Origin of the sequence: Microbacterium sp. KKR3/1, assembly GCF_021272365.1 — a bacterium.
Classification (GTDB): Bacteria; Actinomycetota; Actinomycetes; order Actinomycetales; family Microbacteriaceae; genus Microbacterium; species Microbacterium aurugineum.
Genome location: NZ_JAJSDW010000001.1, coordinates 1,286,778 through 1,308,229 on the forward strand (window position 1 = coordinate 1,286,778; position 21,452 = coordinate 1,308,229).

Below are 21,452 nucleotides of genomic sequence, written 5' to 3' on the forward strand. Positions count from 1 at the left end.
TGGGCTCCTTCGTGCGGGGAGGCGTCGGGTGGAGGTCAGGAAGAAGGCGTCAGGGCGAGATCACCGGTGGCGATCCCGCGGACGACGTCGATGAGCAGTCGACGTTCGACGGGTTTGATGCGCTCGTGCAGGCTGTGCTCGGTGTCGTCGGCGAGGACCGGCACGCGCTCCTGGGCCAGGATCGGCCCGGTGTCGACCCCGTCGTCGACGACGATCACACTGGCGCCGGTCTCGGAGACCCCTGCGGCGAGCGCGTCCCGCACACCGTGTGCACCGGGGAACTCCGGCAGGTACGCGGGGTGGGTGTTGATGAGGCGCGGCGAGTACCGGGCGACGAGCGTCGGCGGCAGGAGGCGCATGAGTCCGCTGAGCACGATGAGGTCCGGCTTCCAGACGTCCAGCTGCCGGGCGAGTTCCTCACCCCAGGTCTCACGACTCTCGTGCTCGTGCCAGGGCACCGTGAAGCTGGGGATGCCGAACTCCTCGGCGTGGGCCAGCCCGTCTGCTTCGCGGTCGGCACCCACGACGATGATCCTGGCGGGAAAATCGGGATGACGAGCGGCCTCGAGGAGGGCGCGAAGGTTCGAGCCGGTGCCCGAGATGAGAACGGCGACCGTGAGCACGCGCCCAGTCTACCGGGGTGCGCGACCGGCTCTCTTCCGGCCTCCACGGCCACGCGAAAGCGGTCAGTCGCGCGGATCGGCCGGTTCGTCCTTCGGCCGTTCGAACCGTCGGAGATCGTCGAGCGGTGCCGTGTCGTCGGGCCCGGATGCGTCGACCGACATTCCGGCCACGGGGACTCCTGCCTCCGCACCGGCGGGCGCGTACCCCGGATCGTACGCCGTCATCTCGGCGATCCACCGGTCGGTCCGCTCTTCCGCGAGCTCATCGCGGTGCCGCGGCGAGAGCAGCAGGATTGCGGCGCCGACGAGGACCTCCGCGCCGAGGGCGAGGACGAACGGGACCACGGCCGGTCCGACCACCGCCATCCGGCCCGGCCCCATCGATCCGTTCGCCAGGGCAGCGGCGAGCCCGGCGATCCCCGCGGTGACACCGGCGATGCCGAGTGCGATCACCGCGCGCTGCGGCATCCGCAGCGGAGTACCCTCCCACACCAGGCGAGAGCGCACCGCCCATCCGGCGAAGGCTCCGGCGGCGACGGGGAGGAGCACGACGATCAGCATCCAGATCGAATTGTTCTCGGGCAGCAGACCGAACACCGGGATACCGGGCACCACACCCAGCTGGGTGCCGGCGGGCGACACGGCCGTTCCGAACCCGACCGCGAAGCCGGGACCGGCGAGCCAGGACGCCGCCCACACGATCAGGGTCGGCAGGTAGGCGAGTTGGGCGAGCGTCAACACGGTCGCCCCGAGCGCGTCGACGCGGGCCGCCTGGAACAGCGCCACGACCTCGCCCCCGCGGAACAGGGTCGTGACGGCGAGAGCCAACGCGGAGGCGCCGACCACGGCGACGAGCGCGAAGGCCGCGCCGCGCACGATCGCGACCGGGACCGGCGCCCAGTCCTCGCGGGCGTCGATCAGATCGTGCAGACGGTCGAGGATGCCGCCGTCCCCGTCCTCCCACGCGATGCGCACGGCTCCGCACAGCGCGCCGACGAGGTAGACCGCGGTGGGAAGGATGATGGCGAGGGGCAACGAGGTCGCGGCGGCTTCCAAGCGGGTCGTCAGTGCGACGCCGGCCGAGATGACGGCGAACACCACGGTGCCGGTCAGAGGCCCCAGCAGCCATGCGCCCGCCTTCGCCGCCCTGTCTCCCGAACGCGCCGCGAAGAGCAGCGTGAAGAACAGGAACGCCAGCGGAGTGATCGACACCGCGAAGCTCGCGGCCTCCGCGGGGATGGCGAGAGCCACCAGGAGCGCATCCGGGATCGTGACCTCGAGCGGCACCCCGTGGCCGAACTGCCAGAGCGTTCCGGTGAGCGGCCAGAGCGCACCCCAGTCCGCGGTGACGCCGAAGGCGAGCGTCCACAGCAGCGTCAACGGCGCGAGCAGCACGACGAGACCGACCGCCGCGGCGATGGCGGCATCGAAGGCGGCGAGGAGCGCGACGAGGAGGCGTTGCATAGCGATTCGAGACTACGACGAGTTCCCGACGAAGCCCCTGGGGCGCGCGTGAGGTCGGCGACACGATAGCGTTTCTCCGGAGGTTTCCCGATGACAACTGCCCCGCCCGCCCCGGCATCCACCGAGCCCAAGAACGCCGTCGACCGCTACTTCGAGATCAGCAAGCGCGGATCCACGATCGGCACCGAGGTCCGAGGGGGCTTGGTGACCTTCGTCACAATGGCCTACATCGTGATCCTGAACCCGATCATCCTGTCCGGCAAGCCGGATGTCGCCGGCAACATGCTCGAGTTCAACGCCGTGGGGGCAGCGACCGCGCTGACCGCCGGGGTGATGACGATCCTGTTCGGGCTGGTCACACGACTGCCGTTCGGCTTCGCCGCAGGACTGGGCATCAACGCTTTCGTGGCGTTCTCGGTCGTAGGTCAGGTGACCTGGCCGGAAGCCATGGCGCTCGTGATGATCAACGGTGTCGTGATCGTGCTGCTGGCCGCGACCGGTCTGCGCAAGGCGATCTTCGACGCCGTGCCGTTCCAGCTGAAGATCGCGATCACCGTCGGCATCGGCCTGTTCATCGCGTTCATCGGCTTCGTGAACTCCGGTTTCGTGACGGCCACCGGTGCATCGTCGCCGCCGGTCGGACTCGGTGTCAACGGCTCGGTCGCGACCGTGCCGAGCCTGCTCTTCGTGATCACGCTCCTGCTCACCGGCATCCTCGTCGCCCTCAAGATCAAGGGCGGCATGCTGATCGGCCTCATCGGCGGCACCGTGCTGGCCGTGATCGTCGAGGCGATCTGGCACATCGGACCCCGTGGTTTCGACGATGAGGGCAACGTGGTCAACCCGGGCGGCTGGGGCCTCACCGTGCCCGCGCTCGACGGTTCGCCGGTCGGTGTCCCCGACCTGAGCCTGATCGGTGCGGTGGACTTCAGCTTCGACCTGAGCAAGGTGAGCCTCGTGGCGATCGTGATGATCGTCTTCACCCTGCTCTTCACGAACTTCTTCGACGCGATGGGCACCATGACGGGCCTCGCGAAAGAGGCGAACCTCGCCGACGACAAGGGCGATTTCCCGCGCATCAAGTCGGCGCTGGTGGTCGAGGGCGTCGGCGCGATCGCAGGTGGCGCGACCTCCTCGTCGTCGAGCACGGTCTTCATCGAGTCGGGTGCCGGCATCGGCGAAGGTGCACGCACGGGCCTCGCGAACGTCGTCACCGGCTTCGTGTTCCTCGTCGCGATGTTCCTCACCCCGTTGACGTCGATCGTCCCGACCGAGATCGCCGCAGCCGCGCTGATCATCGTCGGTGCCATGATGATGGCGCAGATCCGGTACATCGACTTCTCCGACTTCCGCGTGCTGCTGCCGGTGTTCCTCACCGTGTCCGTCATGCCGCTGACCTACTCGATCGCCAACGGCATCGGTGCGGGCTTCGTGAGCTGGGTGCTCATCCACGCATTCTCCGGCAAGGCCAAGACGATCAGCCCGCTGCTGTGGGTCGTCGGAGCGGGCTTCCTGATCTTCTTCGCCCGTGGTCCGATCGAGGCCCTCTTCGGCGTCGGGATCTGACGACGAGCAGAGAACACGAGAGGGGCGGATGCTGCGGCATCCGCCCCTCTTTTCCCGTGCTTTTCGCGCACCGGGGTCTCCCGCAGCCCGCGGATGCATGAGGATCGCACGGATGCATGACCCCGCGGGGAACGCGGGCCATGCATGTGTCATCCGGTCATGCAGGCTGAGGGACGTCAGGCGTAGGCCGCCGCAAACTCCGGCGCGGGCTCGATCGGCTCGATCACGTCGATCAGCACGCCGCCGGGTGCCTCGACGATGAAGTGCCGCTGCCCGAAGGCCTCGTCGCGCAGCGTCAGGCGCTCGGGAAGCCTCCGCTCCCCCACCAGCCGCGCGTGCTCGGCGGTCGCGTCGGGCACCTCGACGTTGAGCAGGAGTCCCCGCACGGGCTCTCGGAACCCTTCGGGGATGGTCTCGTGCGCGCGGTCGAGGATCGCGAGCTCGCCGCCGTCGAAGCGCAGGCTGACGTACCAGTCGGCCTCGAACGTCACCTCGAAGCCGAGCTCTTCTCGATAGAACCGTGCGGCGGCGGAGACGTCGTCCACCATCAGCACCGGGTAGAAACTCGTGATGTCCATCCTGACCCCTTTTACATGCAGTGTGTTTGTATCGGTGGGGCTAGAATACATACACACCGCACGTAAAGGAACCCATGCCCCGAGCATCCGCAGCCGACGCCGCCGAGACCGCACGGCGGATCCTCGATGTCGCCACCGCACATTTCGCCGAGCACGGCTACGCGGCCGCGTCGGTCGACGAACTCGCCCGGGCCGCGAGCGTGACCCGTGGCGCCGTCTACCACCACTACACCTCGAAGCCGCTGCTGTTCGCCGCCGTCGCCTCCGCGCAGCAGCAGATCGTCGCCGACGCGATCGTCCAGGCCACAGCGGGCAGCGCGCCCGACGCCGCTCTCCGACACGGCAGCCACGCCTTCCTCGACGCCATCACCCGGGGCGCCGCCTCGCGCGTGCTGCTCATCGACGGCCCCGCGGTGCTCGGGTGGGAGCAGTGGCGCCGACTCGATGCCGAGGGCCCCGAGCAGGAGCTGCGTGCCGGACTGCGCGAGGCCGGTGTCTCCCCGGCCCTCCTGGACCCTCTTGCAGCGGTGCTCTCCGGAGCGATGAACGAACTCGCCCTCTGGCTCGCCGCCCATCCCGACGCCGCCGCGCGCCGGCAGGCCCACCGCGCACTCGACACCCTGCTGGACTCCGTCGCTCCCCAGACCTGACCGGTGATGGTCCGTGGCGGCGGACTCCGGTCCCGGGCATGAAAGAAGGCCCCGGAGTGGAGTCCGGGGCCTTCAGCTCAAGCGTAGCTCAGATCAGAGCGACTCGATGATCGCGCGCATCAGGTCAGCGGTCTCGGACGGCGTCTTGCCGACCTTGACACCGGCGGCCTCGAGGGCCTCCTTCTTCGCCTGCGCGGTACCGGCCGAGCCGGAGACGATCGCGCCGGCGTGACCCATGGTCTTGCCCTCGGGAGCCGTGAAGCCCGCCACGTAGCCGACGACCGGCTTCGTGACGTTCGCCTTGATGTAGTCGGCCGCGCGCTCCTCGGCGTCGCCACCGATCTCACCGATCATGACGATGGCCTTGGTCTCGGGGTCGGCCTCGAACGCGGCGAGCGCGTCGATGTGCGTGGTGCCGATGACCGGGTCGCCGCCGATGCCGATGGCGGTGGAGAAGCCCAGGTCGCGCAGCTCGAACATCATCTGGTAGGTCAGGGTGCCCGACTTCGACACGAGGCCGATCGGTCCCTTGCCCGTGATGTTCGCCGGCGTGATGCCCACGAGCGCCTCGCCCGGGGTGATGATGCCGGGGCAGTTCGGCCCGATGATGCGGGTCTTGTTGCCCTTGCTCTGCGCGTATGCCCAGGCCTCGGCGGAGTCGCCGACGGGGACGCCCTCGGTGATGACCACGAGCAGCGGGATCTCGGCGTCGATGGCCTCGATCATCGCGTCCTTCGTGAAGGCTCCCGGGACGAAGGCGATCGACACGTCGGCGCCGGTCTCCTTCATGGCCTCGGCGACCGAGGCGAAGACGGGGAGCTCGACGGCGTTGCCGTCCTTGTCGGTGTGCGAGACCGTGGCGCCGGCCTTGCGGGCGTTGACGCCACCGACGACCTGGGTGCCGGCCTTGAGCATCAGCGCGGTGTGCTTGGTGCCCTCACCGCCGGTGATGCCCTGGACGATGACCTTGGAGTCCTTGTTGAGGTAGATCGACATTCTTCTCGTCCTTCAGTCTCAGGCGTTGGCGAGCTCGGCGGCCTTGTCGGCGCCCTCGTCCATGGTGGCGGCCAGGGTCACAAGCGGGTGCGCGTAGTCGGCTAGGATCGCACGACCCTCGTCGACGCGGTTGCCGTCCAGGCGCACGACGAGCGGCTTGGAGGCCGTGGCGCCCAGTGTCTCGAGCGCGCCCTTGATGCCGTTGGCGACGGCGTCGCAGGCCGTGATGCCGCCGAAGACGTTGACGAACACGCTCTTGACCTGGGGGTCGCCGAGGATGACGTCGAGGCCGGCAGCCATGACCTCAGCCGACGCGCCGCCCCCGATGTCGAGGAAGTTGGCCGGCTTGACGCCGTTGTGGTTCTCCCCGGCGTAGGCCACGACGTCGAGGGTCGACATGACGAGTCCGGCGCCGTTTCCGATGATGCCGACCTCTCCGTCGAGCTTCACGTAGTTGAGGCCCGACTCCTTGGCCTTGGCCTCGAGCGGGTCAGCGGCGTCCTTGTCCTCGAGCGCCTCGTGCTCAGGGTGACGGATCTCGGAGGCGTTGTCGTCGAGCGTGACCTTGCCGTCGAGCGCGATGATGTCGCCCTCTTCGGTGCGGACCAGCGGGTTGACCTCGACAAGGGTCGCGTCCTCACCCTTGTACACGTCGTAGAGCTTCACGAACACGTCGGAGACCTTCTCGATCAGGTCTTCCGGGAAGTTCGCGGCGCGGGCGATCTCCACGGCCTTCGTCTTGTCGATGCCCGTGAGCGGGTTGACCTCGACGCGTGCGAGCGCCTCGGGACGCTCGACGGCGAGCTCTTCGATCTCCATGCCGCCCTCGACCGAGCAGAGGCTCAGGTACGAGCGGTTGGCACGATCGAGCAGCACGGAGAAGTAGTACTCCTCGGCGATGCGCGCACCCTGCGCGACCATGACGCGCTTGACGACGTGGCCCTTGATGTCGAGGCCGAGGATGGCCTTCGCTGCCTCGTACGCCTCGTCGGGCGTCTTGGCGACCTTGACGCCGCCCGCCTTGCCACGGCCGCCGGTCTTCACCTGGGCCTTGACGACGACGACGCCACCGATCTTCTCGGCCGCCGCCCTCACCTCTTCCGGGGTGTCCGCGACGATGCCGGCGAGGACCGGCACTCCGTACTTCTCGAAAACGTCTCGTGCCTGGTACTCGTACAGATCCACTGTGGTTCCTTCACTGGGCTGCTGTCTGGTAATTCTCTCGATGTCGAGACATCGACCAGTCCCCCAGCCTACTACCTCGACCTGGGCACGCCCGCGGCCCCGGACTCTCGGTCGATCATCGGAGGGTCGGCACGCCCGGACGCCGCGCCGGCAGCGCGACCAGGCGGAGCTGCCGCGAGATCACGAGCGGAACGAGCAGCAGCGCGGTGCCGGTGGCGACGATCATCGGGCGCACCACGACCACCGGGAGCGCGCTCCACAGCGCGATGAGGATCGAACCGACGAGGAGGGTCACGAGCACGAGCTCGGTCAGGATCAGCTGTCGGCGCACGGCCCTGCGGTCCTCCGCCAGGGTCGTCTCCCTCCCCCGCACCGAGAGGTGCTCGGTCCAGCGCGTGCCGTCCCACCAGCGACGGGTGCCGCGCCGCCGCGTCTCGAACCATCCGGCCGCTCTCCCGCGTTCGCTCACGCCCTCATTATGACGTCCGGCCACCGACGCCGATGGCCGCCGAGGTCTAGGCTTTCGCCATGCACGAATCCGCAGAACTGCGCACGGGCGTCGTCGCCGCAGCGCTCGAACTCTTCAACGCCCAGGGGTTCGATCAGACGTCGGTGGAACAGATCGCCAAGGCCGCGGGTGTCTCGAGATCGACGTTCTTCCGCCAGTTCGGCGGCAAGGAGGACGTCGTCTTCGCGGATCACGAGGTGCTGCTCGAACAGCTCAGGGAGTTCCTCGACGAAGGGCACGACGACCCCTGGGCTGCGGTGTGCGCGGCCTCCGAATCGGTCTTCGTGCATTTCGCGCACGACCCGGAGCTCGCGCGCCGCCGCTACCAGATCGTGCGCCAGGTGCCGGTGCTGCGTGAGCGCGAGATCATCACGGTCTTCCGATACGAGCGGCTGTTCGACGAGTACCTGCGCGGAGCCCTCCCCGGCGTCGACCCGCTCGACGCCGTCGGCTTCGCCGCCCTCGTGACGGCCGTCCACAATCACGTGCTGCGGCAGTTGCTCCGGGGCCGCAAGAAGGTGCCGCTCGCGACGCTGCAGACGGCGCTGGCCGACGCTCGCCGCCGCTACGGCGTCGCAGGAGACGCCGCCCCCGATGCGCCGGACGACATGGTCGTCGCGGTGTTCCCGCGGTCCATGCCGATCGCCGAGGTGACCCGCAGACTGCAGTCGGAGCTCGACTGATCGCTCGAGGGTCGTGAAACCGAGTATCGAGGAGTACGATACTTGGTGCCACGAAGGAGCATCATGAGCACTGCAGCCTCCCCCTTCCCCGGCGAGCGCGTCTCGTCGTACGACATCACCGGGCGCCGGGACAGCGACTACTACGCCGTCTTCGCCGACATCCCCGCCGCCGACCGCGCGGCCTGGGATCGGGCGAAGTCCTACACCGACGAGGTCGCTCCGCAGATGGCGGACGCCTGGGACCGCGCGGAGTACCCGCTCGACGCCGCCCGTCGGATGGGCGAGATGGACCTCGTCGTCGACGGCATCCAGCATCCCGCCCTCACGCATCTGTCGCCGCTGGCCGCGGGCCTGGTGAACATGGAGATCTCGCGCGGTGACGGGTCGCTGGGCACCATCCTCGCGGTGCAGGGCGGCCTCGCGCTGCGCACCCTCGCCCTGTTCGGCTCCCCCGCCCAGCAGGACCGATGGCTCACGGCACTCGCCGACGGCTCGGTTCTCGGCTCGTTCGCGCTGACCGAACCCGACCACGGCTCCGACTCGGTCTCGCTCGAGACGGTGGCCCGCCGCGACGGGGACGCCTGGGTCATCCGAGGCACGAAGAAGTGGATCGGCAACGGCGCATCCGGCGGGATCACCTTCGTGTGGGCGCGCGTCGACGACGCGGACACGGCCGAGCACGGCGCTGTGCGCTGCTTCCTGATCGAGCAGGACACGCCCGGATACACCGGCAGTGTGATCCGCGGCAAGGCCTCGCTGCGCGCGATCCATCAGGCGCACATCGTCCTCGACGACGTGCGGGTGCCGCTGGACGCCGTCCTGCCCGGCACCATGAGCTTCAAGGACGCCTCGACCGTGCTTTACGCGACCCGCTCGGGCGTCGCGTGGTCGGCGCTCGGACACGCGACGGCCTGCTACGAGGCAGCACTGGCCTACGCGATGCAGCGGGTGCAGTTCGGAAAGCCGCTCGCGAAGTTCCAGATGGTCCAGGAGCGCCTCACCCACATGCTCGAAGACCTCACGGCCATGCAGCTGTACTGCCGGCGGATGGCCGACCTCGAGACCTCAGGCGAACTGCGCCCGACCCAGGCCTCGCTCGCGAAGTTCCACAACACGCGTGCCGCACGCCGCATCGCCGCGACCGCCCGCGACCTGCTCGGCGGCAACGGCATCTTGCTCGAGAACGGCGTCATGCAGCACATGGCCGACATCGAGGCCATCCACACCTACGAGGGCACCGAGAGCGTGCAGGCCCTGCTGCTCGGCCGCGACATCACCGGGATGAGCGCGTTCGCCTGAGGCGCGGGGGTCGCGGCCACATCAGACGCGCCCGGTGATCGGGCGGGACAGGCACACGAGTCGCTCGCGTACGTCCCAGCTCGGCACGCGCACGAACCCGCGGGATTCATAGAGGCGCATGGCGCGTTCCCGCCACTCCCACACCGACAGGCGGACCTCGGCCGCCCGAAGAGTCGTCGCGGCTCGCACGGCGGCATCGAGCAACGCCGACCCCACGCCGCGACCGCGGACCTCGGGGACGGCCCACAGGCGCTTGACCTCGGCGAACCCGTCGTTCCCCGCGAGCACGACCACGCCGACGATGCGATCCGCGAGCTCCGCCACCAGGACCAGATGGCCGGCGTAGGCAGCGGCCGGGTCTTCGACTTCGCTGAGGTAGTGCTCCGGCAACATCGGAACATCCGGGGCGAGGACGCCGCCCTGCTGGAGCTTCTCGCGCTCGGTCTGCTGGAGGTAGGCGCGGACAGCGGCGCCGACCTCGTCCGCGTCGGAGCCGGAGAGATCCGCCGCCCGAATCAGTGGACGATCACCCACCTCGTGCGCATCGATGCTCACGTCAGCCGCAGCCGCAGCCGCCGGACGGGGTCTTCACCATGAAGCACTCGTCGCACACGCCGTAGTCGCGTTCCTCGACGGGCTTCGGTGCCTTCTCGGCGCGGGGCGCGGCGACGCGTGGAGTCGTCGTGCGCTTGGCGGCGCGGGCCGGCGCGAGCGGGATGAACTCGCTCGGGTGGCTCACGTAGAAGTACGGCGCGCGCCCCTCGCTCGGCTGCAGGCGCAGGGGTGCTGCGCCCACCACGATCCGCTCCTCTTCGGTGAAGCCGTTCGTGTAGGTGCGCCCGATGTGCAGGGACGCGCCCTCGCCTCGACGGATCGCCTCGATGTAGCGCCCACGGTCGATGAACGAGCTGATTCCGATCGCCTCGACGATGGCCGTGATGAACGCATGATTCGACGGATCGATCCGATGCGCGCGCAGCGCCTCGGCGAGGGAGCGGTATGGACGGGAGGTGCCTGCGGGGGTCGGCCCCTGAACTTCTTTCATCCTTTCCAGGATCGCACGCCCGGAGGGCCCCTCTCGACCGTTTCGCCGGTGGCGGCATGCCAGACTGACGGAATGGCGCGGGCGACGATCATCGGTTCCGGCCCCAACGGGCTCGCCGCCGGGGTGACGCTCGCGCGCGCCGGCTATGCCGTGCGGGTGCTCGAGGCGGCCGACACGGTCGGTGGCGGTCTCCGCACGGCCGAGTCGACGCTTCCGGGTTTCCGGCACGACGTCTGCTCCACCGTGCATCCGACCGCCTTGGCCTCACCCTTCTTCCGTGCTTTCGGCCTCGAACGGCGTCTGGACTGGATCCGCCCCGAAGCCTCCTACGCACACCCGCTCGATGGCGGAAGGGCCGCCATCGCCTGGCGCGACCTCGACCGCACGGCGACCGCGCTCGGGGCAGACGGTGACGCCTGGCGAACCCGCATCCGGCCGTTGACCGCGCACATCGACGGTGTGGTGGACTTCACGGGCAATCAACTGCTCCGAGTCCCCCGGGATCCGTTGACCGCCCTGCGCTATGCGATCAGGATGCTGGAGCAGGGCACTCCTCTGGCCGCCTCGGCTTTCCGCACCGAGGAGGCGGCCGCGCTCCTGGCGGGAGCCGTCGCTCACGGCAACGCGCCTCTCCCCTCCCTCGCGGGGGCCGCTGCGGGCCTGTTGCTGGCCGCCCTGGGACACGCCGGAGGCTGGCCGTATCCACGCGGCGGTGCGCAAGGGATCGCCGATGCCCTGGTCGCCGACATCACGGCGCACGGTGGGTCCGTCGAGACCGGCGTGCAGGTCACCGACCTCGAGACGCTGGACTGGGGCGACCCGCGCCGCGGAGACCTGCTGATCCTGAACACGTCTCCCCGACTCGCTCTCACACACCGCGATGTGCCACGCCGCTACGCCCGGGCCATCGGCGCCTACCGCTACGGACCCGGTGCGGCGAAGGTCGACTTCGCCCTCGACGGCCCCGTCCCCTGGACCCACCCCGAGGTCGGGCAGGCGGCGACCGTGCACCTCGGCGGGACCAGAGCCGAGGTGTGGGACAGCGAGAACGCCGTCGCCGCCGGACGAGTGAGCGAGCGCCCCTACGTCCTCACCGTGCAACCGTCCGTGCTCGACGACTCCCGTGCTCCCGCGGGCAAGGCCGTGTTCTGGGGGTACATCCACGTGCCGCCGGGCTCCGACCTCGACCCCACGGAGCTCATCACCGCGCAGGTCGAACGGTTCGCCCCGGGGTTCCGCGACCTCATCCTCGCCCACCACGCGGTGCCGGCATCGTCGCGCGAGGCGATCAATCCCGCGGAGATCGGCGGCGACATCTCCGGCGGGGTGTTCGACATGCGTCAGGCCCTCCGCCGACCGGTCCTCTCGCCGACGCCGTGGCGCACGCCGATGCCGGGCGTCTACCTGGCTTCCGCCTCGACCCCTCCCGGTCCGTCCGTCAACGGCATGGCGGGGTGGCATGCCGCCCGCACGGCGCTGCAGGACGCCGGTTCGCCCGCGACGCTGTCCGACCTGTTCGACTGAGCGCGCTCACTAGTCCTCAAGAACGGGACGCGCTGCCCCCGTAGCCCTGCGAATCACGGGAGGACCGCCGCACCCACCGCCGGTTTCTGCGGAGTTGTGAACATCGGCCCGCTCTTCCGCCCCGCACGGCCGAGGACCAGGATGGGAGCATGCGCTACGAGATCCCCGCGCCGATGCTCGCCAAAGCCGTCCCCGCGGTTCCTCCTGCAGAGAAGGTCCCCGGCGGGCTCCTGTACGAGCCGAAGTGGGACGGCTTCCGCGGACTGATCGCTTGGGACGGGGAGACCGTCGAGATCGGCTCCCGCGGAGCGAAACCTCTCACGCGCTACTTCCCCGAGCTGGTCGAGGCGATTCCCGAGCTGCTCCCCGGTCCGTGCCTGCTCGACGGCGAGATCGTCGTCGCCACCGGCCCGCAGGGGTCCCAGCGCCTGGACTGGGAGGCACTGAGTCAGCGCATCCACCCTGCCGCTTCCCGCGTCGCCACGCTCGCCGCCTCGACCCCGGCGATGTTCATCGCCTTCGATCTGCTCGCCGTCGGCGACGACGACCTCCTCGCCGAGCCGTTCGAGTCCCGGCGAACGCGCCTGGAGGCACTCCTAGCTTCCGTGGAGCATCCGCTGCACATCACCCGGACGACGAGGGATCACGACGCGGCCGTCCGTTGGCTCGCCGAGTTCGAGGGCGCCGGGCTCGACGGGGTGATCGCCAAGCCGCTCACTCAGCCCTACGCGCCGGGCAAGCGCACGCTGTTCAAGATCAAGCACGCGCGCACGGCCGATGTGGTCGCACTCGGCTACCGGGTCCACAAGTCGGGTTCGGGCGTCGGCTCGCTGCTGGTGGGACTGTACGGAGCCGACGGTGTGCTCCGCCAGGTCGGCGGCGTCGCGGCGTGGAGCGATGCCCGTCGGCAAGAGCTCGTCGAGGAACTCGACCCCTGGGTGGAGAGGGACGATTCCGGGGAAGCGGTGACCGCGGAAGGCGAGCGTTCGCGATTCAGCGGCGGCAAGGACGTCTCGTTCGTCCGGCTGCGCCCGGAGCGGGTGCTCGAGGTGCGCTACGACCAGCTCGAGGGCGCTCGGTTCCGCCATACCGTACAGTTCGAGCGCTGGCGGCCGGACCGCGACGCCCGGTCGTGCACGTACGACCAGCTCGACACCGTCGCAGGCTACGACCTCGCCGACGTCCTCCGCTGAACGCGGTCAGTCCTTCTCGGCGGGAGTGCCGTCGTCGTCCCAGTTGGCCGCGACCTTCTTGCTGGGCTGCACGCGGGGCGGCTCGCCCGGCATCTTCGGAAACTCCGGAGGAAACGGCAGCTCCCCCAGCCCGTTCTCCTTGTCGCGCTCCCACCAGGCCAGCAGGGTGTCGATCCGGCCCGGGGCCTCCTGCATGGTCGCCCACGGGTCGCCGATCTCATCCAGGCGCTTCGGGATCGTGCGCACGGTGAAGGTCCGCGGATCCAGCCCGTCGAGCTCGTCCCAAGCCACCGGTGTCGACACCGTCGCTCCCGGCAACGCGCGAGGACTGTAGGCACCGGCCATCGTGCGGTCGCGGTTCGCCTGGTTGAAGTCGACGAAGATCCGCTCCCCGCGCTCCTCCTTCCACCAGTTCGTCGTGACCTGATCCGGCATCCGACGCTCGAGCTCCCGCCCCGCTGCGATCACGGCATGGCGCACATCGAGGAACTCGTGGGTCGGCTCGATCGGCGCGAACACGTGCAGCCCGCGGTTGCCGCTGGTCTTGGCGAACGCCTCCAGGCCCGCCTCACGCAGCACCTCGCGCAGCGTGTGCGCGGCCGTCACCGCATCCGCGAAATCCGTCCCCGGCTGCGGGTCCAGATCGATGCGCAGTTCGACCGGGTCGTCGGCGTCGGTCGCGAGCGATGCCCAGGGGTGGAACACGATCGTGTTCATCTGCACCGCCCAGACGATCGCGCTCGATCGGTTCAGCACGATCTGCGGATGCCGGCGTCCGCTGTTGTACGTCACTGTCACCGCATCGACGAAGTCGGGGGTGCCTTTGGGCGGGTTCTTCGAGAAGAACCCTTCCGCCTTCGGCCCGCCCGAGGGGCCGATACCGTCGCGGAAGCGCTCCAGCGAGACCGGCCGATTGCCGTTCGCCGCGAGGAAGGGCACCGAGACGCGCTGCACGTACTCCGCGAGCTCGGCCTTCGTGATCCCGAGGTCCGGCCACACGACTCTGTTGGGGCTGGAGAGCGCGACCTCACGCTCTCCGTCGGAGTCGACCACGGTCAGGGTCACACGTTCTGAGGCCATGCTCCGACCCTAGAGCGATGCCCGGACGGACGGAACCCCGCGCGCGCCGGCAGGAGCGACGGAGCCCGGTCAGTCGCCGAGATCGACCGCGAGCACCAGGACCGGCGTGAGGGCGTCACGCTCGACGATGATGGACGGGCCGGCGGGGTCGACGATCACACCGCCCATCTCGGAGTGGCTCGTGAGGACCTTGGCGAGCTGCATCGGCTCGAACGGGAGCGGACGATCACCCCGGCCGAGCGCGATGACCTCGAGCGGGTGCGAGAAGAGCTGCAGAAACCGTCGCCCGTCGGGGGTCTGGGCCTCGGCGATGCCGACCTGACCGCTGCCGGAGCCGTCGTTGACCGCCACCCACATGCGCGTGGTCGCCAGGGCCTCTCCGACCTTGACAGCCGAATCCTGCGCACGGGGAGCGGCCAGGATCGACTTCACGGTCATGTCGACGTCGGCCTGGTCGAGTGTCTTCTGCAGCAGCTCGGTCGGGAAGACCACGCGGTGGGGTGCAGACGCGTTGTCGACGATGAGCCCCGCGAAGTCTCCTGCCACGACCTGCTGCAGCACCGACGTCACGGGCTGCGCGACGGCGGAGGTGGCCGCGGGATCCGGCTCGAGCTGCACGGAATCACGCACGGCGGCCGCCGAGCTGAAAGCGAGCATGAACTGGCGGTCGTCGTTGTCGCGGACGACCGCCACGGAGAGCGGCTTGCCCTCGCTGATCTGCGCGCGGGCGTCTCCGTTGACGCGGATATAGAGGTGCCCTTGAAGCGCCTGACGCATCACGCCCAGCAGCTGGTCGTTTGTCGCCCCCGCTTCGATCTCGGTGAGCGCCTCACGGAGCAGGACGTTGTCCTTCATCCCGGCGACAGTCTCGGTCTGCTCGGGCGGCAGCGGCGAGGCGAGAGGCAGACGCCGCTGCGGGGGCTCTTCCTGCGGCGCCGTCGGAGCCTGTGGGGCGCGAGGGGCGGCAGGGGCCGCCGCCGCGGGCGCCGTCTCAGCGCTGGGCAGCGCCACCTCCGGACCGGCCTCGGCGCCGACGCCCCGGAAGGCCTGCACGGAGATGCCGATCGAGGGAGCGTCGACGCTGCCGTCGTCCGAGGCGTCTTCGGCGGCGACGGAGTCGGATCCGGGCGCCCCCGCGTCCGTCTCTACGACGTCGGTGGTGGGGGCGACGGCATCGTCACCGGACTTCTTGCGGCGGGAGAAGAGGGCCATATGAGCCAGCCTAACCGCCATTCCGGCCCGTGATCCGCCGAAGCGTGAACACCCGCGGTGACGTCAGATCTTCTCGATCGGCGCGACCTTGATGAGGAGCTTCTTCTGCCCTGCCGAATCGAAGCGCACGTGGGCGATGCGTTTGGCTCCCTCGCCCGTCACCGCATCGACCCGCCCTTCGCCGAAGTCGACGTGGCGAATGCGGTCGCCTGCGGCGAGCTCGAGATCGCCGTTGTCGCGCATCTTGGCCGTGACGCGGTTGGGGAACTTGTCCATCGCCGTCGACAGGGGCTTGAGGGAATCGCGACCGGGAAGCGCCTTGACCGCGAAGCGATCGCCCGATCCGGAGCTCGAACCGCCGAAACCGCCCTGGCGCCGCGCGTTGAGGGCGCGAGACTGCATCCCGCCGCGTGAGTTCACGTCACCCGGCGACTGACGCCAGTCGATGAGTCCCGACGGGATCTCTTGCAGGAAGCGGCTGGGCATCGCCACGGTCACTTCGCCGAACTGGGCTCTGGTCATCGCGAGGGACAGGTGCAGCCGCTTGCGCGCCCGCGTGATGCCGACGTAGAAGAGCCGGCGCTCCTCCTGCGGCCCCCCAGGCTCTCCGGCCGAGATCCGGTGCGGGATCAGGTCTTCTTCAACGCCCGTGACGAACACGGCGTCGTACTCGAGTCCCTTCGCCGTGTGCATCGTCATGAGTGAGACCGAGCCGGACTCGTCGTCGAGGTCGTCGGCGTCCGAGACCAGGGCGACTTCGGTCAAGAAGTCGACGATCGTGCCTTCGGGGTTGTTGCGCGCGAAGTCGCGGGCCACGGCCACGAACTCGTCGAGGTTCTCGACGCGCGCCTCGTCCTGCGGATCACGGCTCGCACGCAGGGCGTCGAGATAGCCGCTCTTGCCGAGCAGCAGACTGAGCCCGTCGGCCACCGCCGTGGAGGGCGGAAGCTCGCCGCTGGCCGGGATCAGGATCGCGGTGGCTTCGGTCAGCACGGCGTCGAGCTGACCGATCGCCGCCTGGATCTTCGGGCCGACGCCGAGCTGGGCCGGCATCGACAACGCGTCACGGAAGCTGATGCCGTGTTCCTCGGCGAACCGCGCGATGGCCGTCTCCGTCACGTCGCCGATGCCACGGCGCGGCTTGTTCAGGATGCGGCGAACCGACATCTCATCGGCCGGATTCGCCACCGCGACGAGATAGGCGAGCGCGTCCTTGATCTCGGCGCGGTCGTAGAACTTCGTGCCGCCCATGATCTTGTAGGGCACCGCCGAGCGGATGAAGATCTCCTCCAGCGCACGGGACTGCGAGTTGGTGCGATAGAACACCGCCATCTCGGAGTACGGCATGCCGGCACGGTGCAGTGCCTCGACCTCGTCGGCGACGAACTGGGCCTCGTCATGCTGCGAGTAGCCGGTGAAGCCGACGATCGGATCGCCGTCGCCCTTGTCACTCCACAGCTTCTTGTCTTTGCGGTCGAAGTTGTTGCCGATCACGGCGTTCGCGGCGGAGAGGATGTTCTGCGTCGAACGGTAGTTCTGTTCGAGCAGCACCACGCGGGCGCCGGGGAAGTCACGTTCGAACTCGCTGATGTTGCGGATGTCGGCGCCGCGGAAAGCATAGATCGACTGGTCGGAGTCGCCGACCACCGTGAGCGAGGCACCGGGCTCGCCGGCATCGGCAGCGGGGGCGGGATCGGGCTCGAAGATCATCATGCCGTTCGAGGCATACGGGTCGGGAGCTGCTCCGGCGCCCGACACGGGTCGCGTCAGCTCATGGATCAGCGCGTACTGCGCGTGGTTGGTGTCCTGATACTCGTCGACCAGGATGTGCCGGAAGCGACGACGGTAGGTGTCGGCGACCTGCGGGAAAGCACGGAACAGATACACCGTTTGACCGATGAGGTCGTCGAAATCGAACGCGTTGGCCTTCTGCAGCTGACGCTGGTAGTCGGCGAACACCTCGACGAACACGCGCTCGGCGGGATCGCTCATGTTGGCCTGACGCGCGTAGGACTCGGCGTCGGAGAGCTCGTTCTTGAGCTTCGAGATGCGCGACTGCACCGAGGCCGGGGTCAGCCCGTACGCATCCGCCTCGTGCTCCTTGACCAGCCGCTTGAGCAGAGCGCGCGAGTCGCCGGAGTCGTAGATCGTGAAGGACTTCGTGTACCCGAACTGCTGAGCCTCGCGGCGGAGGATGCGGACACAGGCCGAGTGGAACGTCGAGATCCACATGCCCCGGGCGGCGTCACCGATCAGTCCTTCGACGCGCTCGCGCATCTCGCCGGCGGCTTTGTTGGTGAAGGTGATCGCGAGGATCTGACTCGGCCAGGCCTCGCGTGAGCGCAGCAGCGAGGCGATGCGTCGCGTGAGCACGCTGGTCTTGCCCGACCCCGCGCCCGCGACGATGAGCAGAGCGGGGCCGCGATAGGTGACGGCCTCGAGCTGTTGCGGGTTCAGTCCGGCGAGGAGTTCGTCCTGTCCCTCCGCCCCGGAAGTGCGGGGGCCGGCGGATCCGGGGACGATGAGAGGAGCTTCGGTCATGGCCTTATGAGTCTAGGCGTCGGCACAGACACCGCGGCACGGGATGCGGGGGCATCGGCGGCGACGCAGGGGTGCACGGTCGACCCGTGCACCCCTGCGCGCTCAGGCGTCGCGCCTGCGACGGCGGACTGCTGCCGCGCCGGCGGTGAGGAGCAGCAGCGCCAGCGCGACGGCGGCGACCGGGAGCTCGGAGCCGGTCGTCGCCAGCGCACCCGCACCCGTCTCAGATCCCGATCCTGCCGCTCCCGCGATACGGAGGTCCGCCCAGCCGAGGAGCCCACCGCTCGCATCGAACACGGCGATCCGGTGGGCGCCGAGAGGCGCATCGGCCGGGATGGTCGCCGTGATGGTCCCCGCGGTCGTGAGCGTCCCCGACGCGATCCGCATCGGCTCGGAGTACATCCACACCGACACGTCCGTGCCTGCGCCTGCGGAACCGACCGTGATCGTGACCTCCTGCCCCCGGGCCGCGACCGACGGGTTCACCGTCAGTCCGTTGCGGTTGTCGTCCACGAGCCCTGCGCCGGGGAGCGGCGGGGTCTCGCCGCCGGGAGTACCGCCGCCTGTTCCCGGCAGCGTCCCGGTGCGCAGCGACTCGGAGGCGAAGCCGTCGGCGAACCACCACACCGGGCGCTGCCCGTCGACCGACAGCGAGGCCGGCGCGGTCGCGAAACCCTCGTTGTTGATGTCGGGCAGGCCGGCGGCGCGGGCGTAGTGCGCGACGTCGGGCTGTGCGGTGCCGTTCAGCGTGATCTCAGCCGAGCGCCCCTGGCAGCCGTCGTCGCACACGGCCCACAGGGTGTCGCGCACGGTGTCGTAGTCGAGCGCCATCACTCCGGGGAGGCCGGGAGCGATCTCCGACACCAGCGTCGCCGACCCGTCGGATCCGAGCGCGAACGCATAGACGTGGCCGTTGTCCTCGACCGCGACGAAGAACAGCCCGTCGCCGTGACCTGCGTGATCCTTCGGGTCATACACCGTGCCCGACGTGTCGTCGAAGAGCTTCCCGGCGAGCGCGGCGTCGGGCACCCACTGCACGGCCTCCACGCCGAGATTCGCCCCCACGGCAGGGAGCAACGTGGTCAGATCCCACTCCTGTTGAGCGATGAGGTCACCGCTCGACGCCTCGGGATCGACCTTGAGGACCACGTTCTGGTTGACGCCCTTGGCGCTGTTGTCCCGCTCGGAGGCCACGTACACGAAGCCGTCTCCGTCGACCGTGATGCCCTCGGTGTCGGGGCCCGCAGCCCCCGGATCCGCGGCGTCCTTCTGGAAGCGCACGCGCTTGCCCGCATCCCAGCCGTCGGCCTTCTCGACCGAGCCGTCGGCGCGCGCCTCGAGCTTCCAGATGCGACCCTCGCCGTTATCGACCGCCCACAGGAACGCACCGTCAGCGGTCTCCTGCACGTCGAGTCCGGAACTGTCCTCGAGGAACGTCGGGATGCTGTCGACCACGCGCACCTCGGCGGAACCGGGCCACGGCGACACGGCGACCTCGCCGGCACACACGTTCGTGGCGCCCTTCGTGGACTCCGCGGTCACGGCGAACGCGCCGCTCGTGTCGGGGCAACGGCCCCAGGTGGTGGCGGCGTGGCCGGACCCCCAGGTGGTCTCGTCGATGAGCAGGTCGCCGTCGAACACGCGCACCGCGTCGCCGGAACCGAGACCGAACCCGAGCTGTGCCCGCTCGATCACGAGGTACTCCCCCGCACCGAGGCGGGTTCCGGCTGGGATCGCGTACGCATGGGTGTCGTCGTCGTCCTTCACCACGACGCCCGACACATCGAGCTCGGTGCTCGTCGGGTTCACGAGCTCCACCCAATCGTCCGGCGAGCCGCCGTCGGATTCGACCTCGTTGATGCGCACCGGGTTGCCGCAGGCGTTGCGGAGGCCCTTGGTCGAAACGGCGATGTCGACGAAGTCGCCGGTACCGTCGGCACAGCTCGCGAGGACGCCGGCGGCATGCGCGGCGTAGACGTGCTCGTCGACCGTGTTGCCGTTCGCATCACGGATGGTCACGGTGTCGCCGTTGCCGAGCCCGAACACGAAGGTCGCCGGCTGGTCGAAGACGAAGTAGCCCCCGGGCGGCAGCATCGTACCGGCGGGGAGCGGTGTGGTGTCGTCCGCGTGACCGGTCGGATCGTTGTCCATGACGGTCCAGCCCGAGAGGTCCACCGCAGTCGTGCCCGTGTTCACGACCTCGACCCAGTCGGTGCTGTCACCGTTCGACTCGATCTCGTTGATCAGGACGTCGGGCAGGACGCACGAGTTCGCGGCACCGGGGGTCGGATGCGCGAGCACGAAGGAACCGACGCCGTCGGGACAGCGTGCCAGGGTGGCCGCAGCGAAGTCGCCATCGATCGCCGCGTGCCCCTGCCACGGGAGCGTGTCGTCGATCATCGCCCCCGAGGCGTCGTAGAGACGGATACGGTCGGCGCTGCCGATACCGATCGGCTCGCGGAATGCGGCCTCGACGCCTCCGGAGAGTCCGATCGTCCCCTCTTCGACGACGAGGAACTGCCCCGCCGCGATCTGCGTGCCCGGCGGGAACTGCCAGCGGTGATCGTCGGAGTTGTCGCGGATCTCGTAGCCCGAGATGTCGAGCGCCTCGGTGCCGGGGTTGTGGAACTCCACCCAGTCGGCGGGTTGCGAGTCGACCTCGTTGATGAGGATGGAGCCCGCGACGGGAGCGACGGCGCAGTCGTTGGGAGCCCCGGGAGTCACCGTCGTCGCCGGTGCCCATGCCCCCGAGCCGTCAGGACAGCGCGCCCACACCGACAGCGGCGCGGTGTTCTCATACGCGTACGCGTCGACCTCGGTGCTGCTCGGGTCGAAGAGCACGACCTTGTCCCCCTTGCCGAGCCCGAAGTCGAAGTCGACATCCTTCTCCAGCACCAGGAACTCGCCCGGTGCGAGCGAGGTGCCTTCCGGCGCAGCTCCGAAGCTGTCGCGCTTCTCATCCGCGATGGTCCACCCCGCGAGGTCGACCGTCTCGGTTCCGGCGTTGTAGATCTCGACCTGGTCGGCGAGGCCGGTCGCGGCGTCGTCATAGACGATCTCGTTCAGGACGAGACTCGGAGCGGTCGAACCGATCGCGGCGATGGGGGTGGCGAGCAGGGCGGCGGCGCTCAAGGCGCACACCGTCGTGACCGCCGCTGCGCGGTGCAGGCGGGGCATGGAAACTCCTGGGGTCTCAGTCGGGTACCCGACCAGACCACCGATACCGCGTGGCCGCGGAGAATCCCCCGGGTGCACGGGAGGTGAACGGGGGATGGCGATCTGCCGCGACCGCCACCCCCGCGTCA

General features: G+C 69.4%; 18 protein-coding genes. 6 read left to right on the forward strand and 12 right to left on the reverse strand.

Translation table 11 applies throughout. The annotated features are described in order from the left end of the window. Nucleotides 1-35: 35 nt before the first annotated feature. Both purN and LVJ59_RS06145 read right to left on the reverse strand, forming a co-directional pair. Nucleotides 36-623, reverse strand: coding sequence for a phosphoribosylglycinamide formyltransferase (purN, locus tag LVJ59_RS06140; RefSeq protein ID WP_232762375.1), 588 nt, complete (start codon nucleotides 621-623; stop codon nucleotides 36-38). Nucleotides 624-686: 63 nt separating this feature from the next. Continuing rightward, a complete protein-coding gene (locus LVJ59_RS06145) occupies nucleotides 687-2,087 on the reverse strand; it encodes a DUF6350 family protein (protein WP_232762376.1) in 1,401 nt (466 codons plus the stop codon). 90 nt (nucleotides 2,088-2,177) lie between these two features. On the opposite strand from LVJ59_RS06145, the gene LVJ59_RS06150 reads away from it, so the two are divergent. Continuing rightward, the gene (locus LVJ59_RS06150; RefSeq protein ID WP_232762377.1) at nucleotides 2,178-3,653 is read left to right on the forward strand and encodes an NCS2 family permease; all 1,476 of its coding nucleotides are present in this window, start codon (nucleotides 2,178-2,180) and stop codon (nucleotides 3,651-3,653) included. Nucleotides 3,654-3,829: 176 nt separating this feature from the next. Here the strand turns inward: LVJ59_RS06150 and LVJ59_RS06155 are convergent, their stop codons facing one another. Continuing rightward, the gene (locus tag LVJ59_RS06155) at nucleotides 3,830-4,231 is read right to left on the reverse strand and encodes a VOC family protein (protein ID WP_232762378.1); all 402 of its coding nucleotides are present in this window, start codon (nucleotides 4,229-4,231) and stop codon (nucleotides 3,830-3,832) included. A 74-nt stretch (nucleotides 4,232-4,305) separates the two neighbouring features. Between LVJ59_RS06155 and LVJ59_RS06160 the strand changes: the two genes are divergently transcribed. Further along, the gene (locus LVJ59_RS06160) at nucleotides 4,306-4,881 is read left to right on the forward strand and encodes a TetR/AcrR family transcriptional regulator (protein WP_232762379.1); all 576 of its coding nucleotides are present in this window, start codon (nucleotides 4,306-4,308) and stop codon (nucleotides 4,879-4,881) included. 93 nt (nucleotides 4,882-4,974) lie between these two features. Here LVJ59_RS06160 and sucD read toward each other — a convergent pair whose 3' ends face one another. The 3 genes from sucD to LVJ59_RS06175 form a co-directional block, all read right to left on the reverse strand. Continuing rightward, nucleotides 4,975-5,877 carry a succinate--CoA ligase subunit alpha gene (gene sucD, locus LVJ59_RS06165; RefSeq protein ID WP_232762380.1) on the reverse strand — a complete coding sequence of 301 codons (903 nt, stop codon included), beginning with the start codon at nucleotides 5,875-5,877 and terminating at the stop codon, nucleotides 4,975-4,977. Between the two features lie 18 nt (nucleotides 5,878-5,895). Further along, nucleotides 5,896-7,062, reverse strand: a complete 1,167-nt coding sequence (gene sucC, locus LVJ59_RS06170; protein ID WP_047523104.1) for an ADP-forming succinate--CoA ligase subunit beta — start codon at nucleotides 7,060-7,062, stop codon at nucleotides 5,896-5,898. 115 nt (nucleotides 7,063-7,177) lie between these two features. After that, the gene (locus tag LVJ59_RS06175; protein ID WP_134353175.1) at nucleotides 7,178-7,531 is read right to left on the reverse strand and encodes a DUF2510 domain-containing protein; all 354 of its coding nucleotides are present in this window, start codon (nucleotides 7,529-7,531) and stop codon (nucleotides 7,178-7,180) included. Between the two features lie 59 nt (nucleotides 7,532-7,590). Between LVJ59_RS06175 and LVJ59_RS06180 the strand changes: the two genes are divergently transcribed. Together LVJ59_RS06180 and LVJ59_RS06185 are read left to right on the forward strand one after the other, a co-directional pair. After that, complete coding sequence (locus LVJ59_RS06180; protein ID WP_232762381.1) at nucleotides 7,591-8,253, forward strand: TetR/AcrR family transcriptional regulator; 663 nt, start codon at nucleotides 7,591-7,593, stop codon at nucleotides 8,251-8,253. A gap of 63 nt (nucleotides 8,254-8,316) precedes the next feature. Beyond that, nucleotides 8,317-9,552, forward strand: a complete 1,236-nt coding sequence (locus LVJ59_RS06185) for an acyl-CoA dehydrogenase family protein (protein ID WP_232762382.1) — start codon at nucleotides 8,317-8,319, stop codon at nucleotides 9,550-9,552. 21 nt (nucleotides 9,553-9,573) lie between these two features. Here the strand turns inward: LVJ59_RS06185 and LVJ59_RS06190 are convergent, their stop codons facing one another. After that, the gene (locus tag LVJ59_RS06190; RefSeq protein WP_232762383.1) at nucleotides 9,574-10,107 is read right to left on the reverse strand and encodes a GNAT family N-acetyltransferase; all 534 of its coding nucleotides are present in this window, start codon (nucleotides 10,105-10,107) and stop codon (nucleotides 9,574-9,576) included. A 1-nt stretch (nucleotide 10,108) separates the two neighbouring features. Beyond that, nucleotides 10,109-10,597, reverse strand: a complete 489-nt coding sequence (locus LVJ59_RS06195) for a hypothetical protein (RefSeq protein WP_232762384.1) — start codon at nucleotides 10,595-10,597, stop codon at nucleotides 10,109-10,111. 72 nt (nucleotides 10,598-10,669) lie between these two features. Here LVJ59_RS06195 and LVJ59_RS06200 point away from each other — a divergent pair, with 72 nt between their 5' ends. Together LVJ59_RS06200 and LVJ59_RS06205 are read left to right on the forward strand one after the other, a co-directional pair. Further along, complete coding sequence (locus LVJ59_RS06200) at nucleotides 10,670-12,121, forward strand: NAD(P)/FAD-dependent oxidoreductase (protein ID WP_232762385.1); 1,452 nt, start codon at nucleotides 10,670-10,672, stop codon at nucleotides 12,119-12,121. A gap of 149 nt (nucleotides 12,122-12,270) precedes the next feature. After that, entirely contained in the window at nucleotides 12,271-13,314 is a 1,044-nt protein-coding gene (locus LVJ59_RS06205; protein WP_232762386.1) for an ATP-dependent DNA ligase, read from the forward strand. 6 nt (nucleotides 13,315-13,320) lie between these two features. Here LVJ59_RS06205 and ligD read toward each other — a convergent pair whose 3' ends face one another. The 4 genes from ligD to LVJ59_RS06225 all read right to left on the reverse strand — a co-directional run bounded on the left by ligD (nucleotide 13,321) and on the right by LVJ59_RS06225 (nucleotide 21,324). Further along, a complete protein-coding gene (gene ligD / locus LVJ59_RS06210) occupies nucleotides 13,321-14,394 on the reverse strand; it encodes a non-homologous end-joining DNA ligase (protein WP_131492503.1) in 1,074 nt (357 codons plus the stop codon). Between the two features lie 69 nt (nucleotides 14,395-14,463). Then, entirely contained in the window at nucleotides 14,464-15,606 is a 1,143-nt protein-coding gene (locus LVJ59_RS06215) for an SseB family protein (RefSeq protein ID WP_232762387.1), read from the reverse strand. Nucleotides 15,607-15,669: 63 nt separating this feature from the next. Beyond that, entirely contained in the window at nucleotides 15,670-18,147 is a 2,478-nt protein-coding gene (locus LVJ59_RS06220) for an ATP-dependent helicase (protein WP_232762388.1), read from the reverse strand. Nucleotides 18,148-18,249: 102 nt separating this feature from the next. Then, nucleotides 18,250-21,324, reverse strand: coding sequence for a lamin tail domain-containing protein (locus LVJ59_RS06225; protein ID WP_232762389.1), 3,075 nt, complete (start codon nucleotides 21,322-21,324; stop codon nucleotides 18,250-18,252). Nucleotides 21,325-21,452 lie beyond the last annotated feature (128 nt).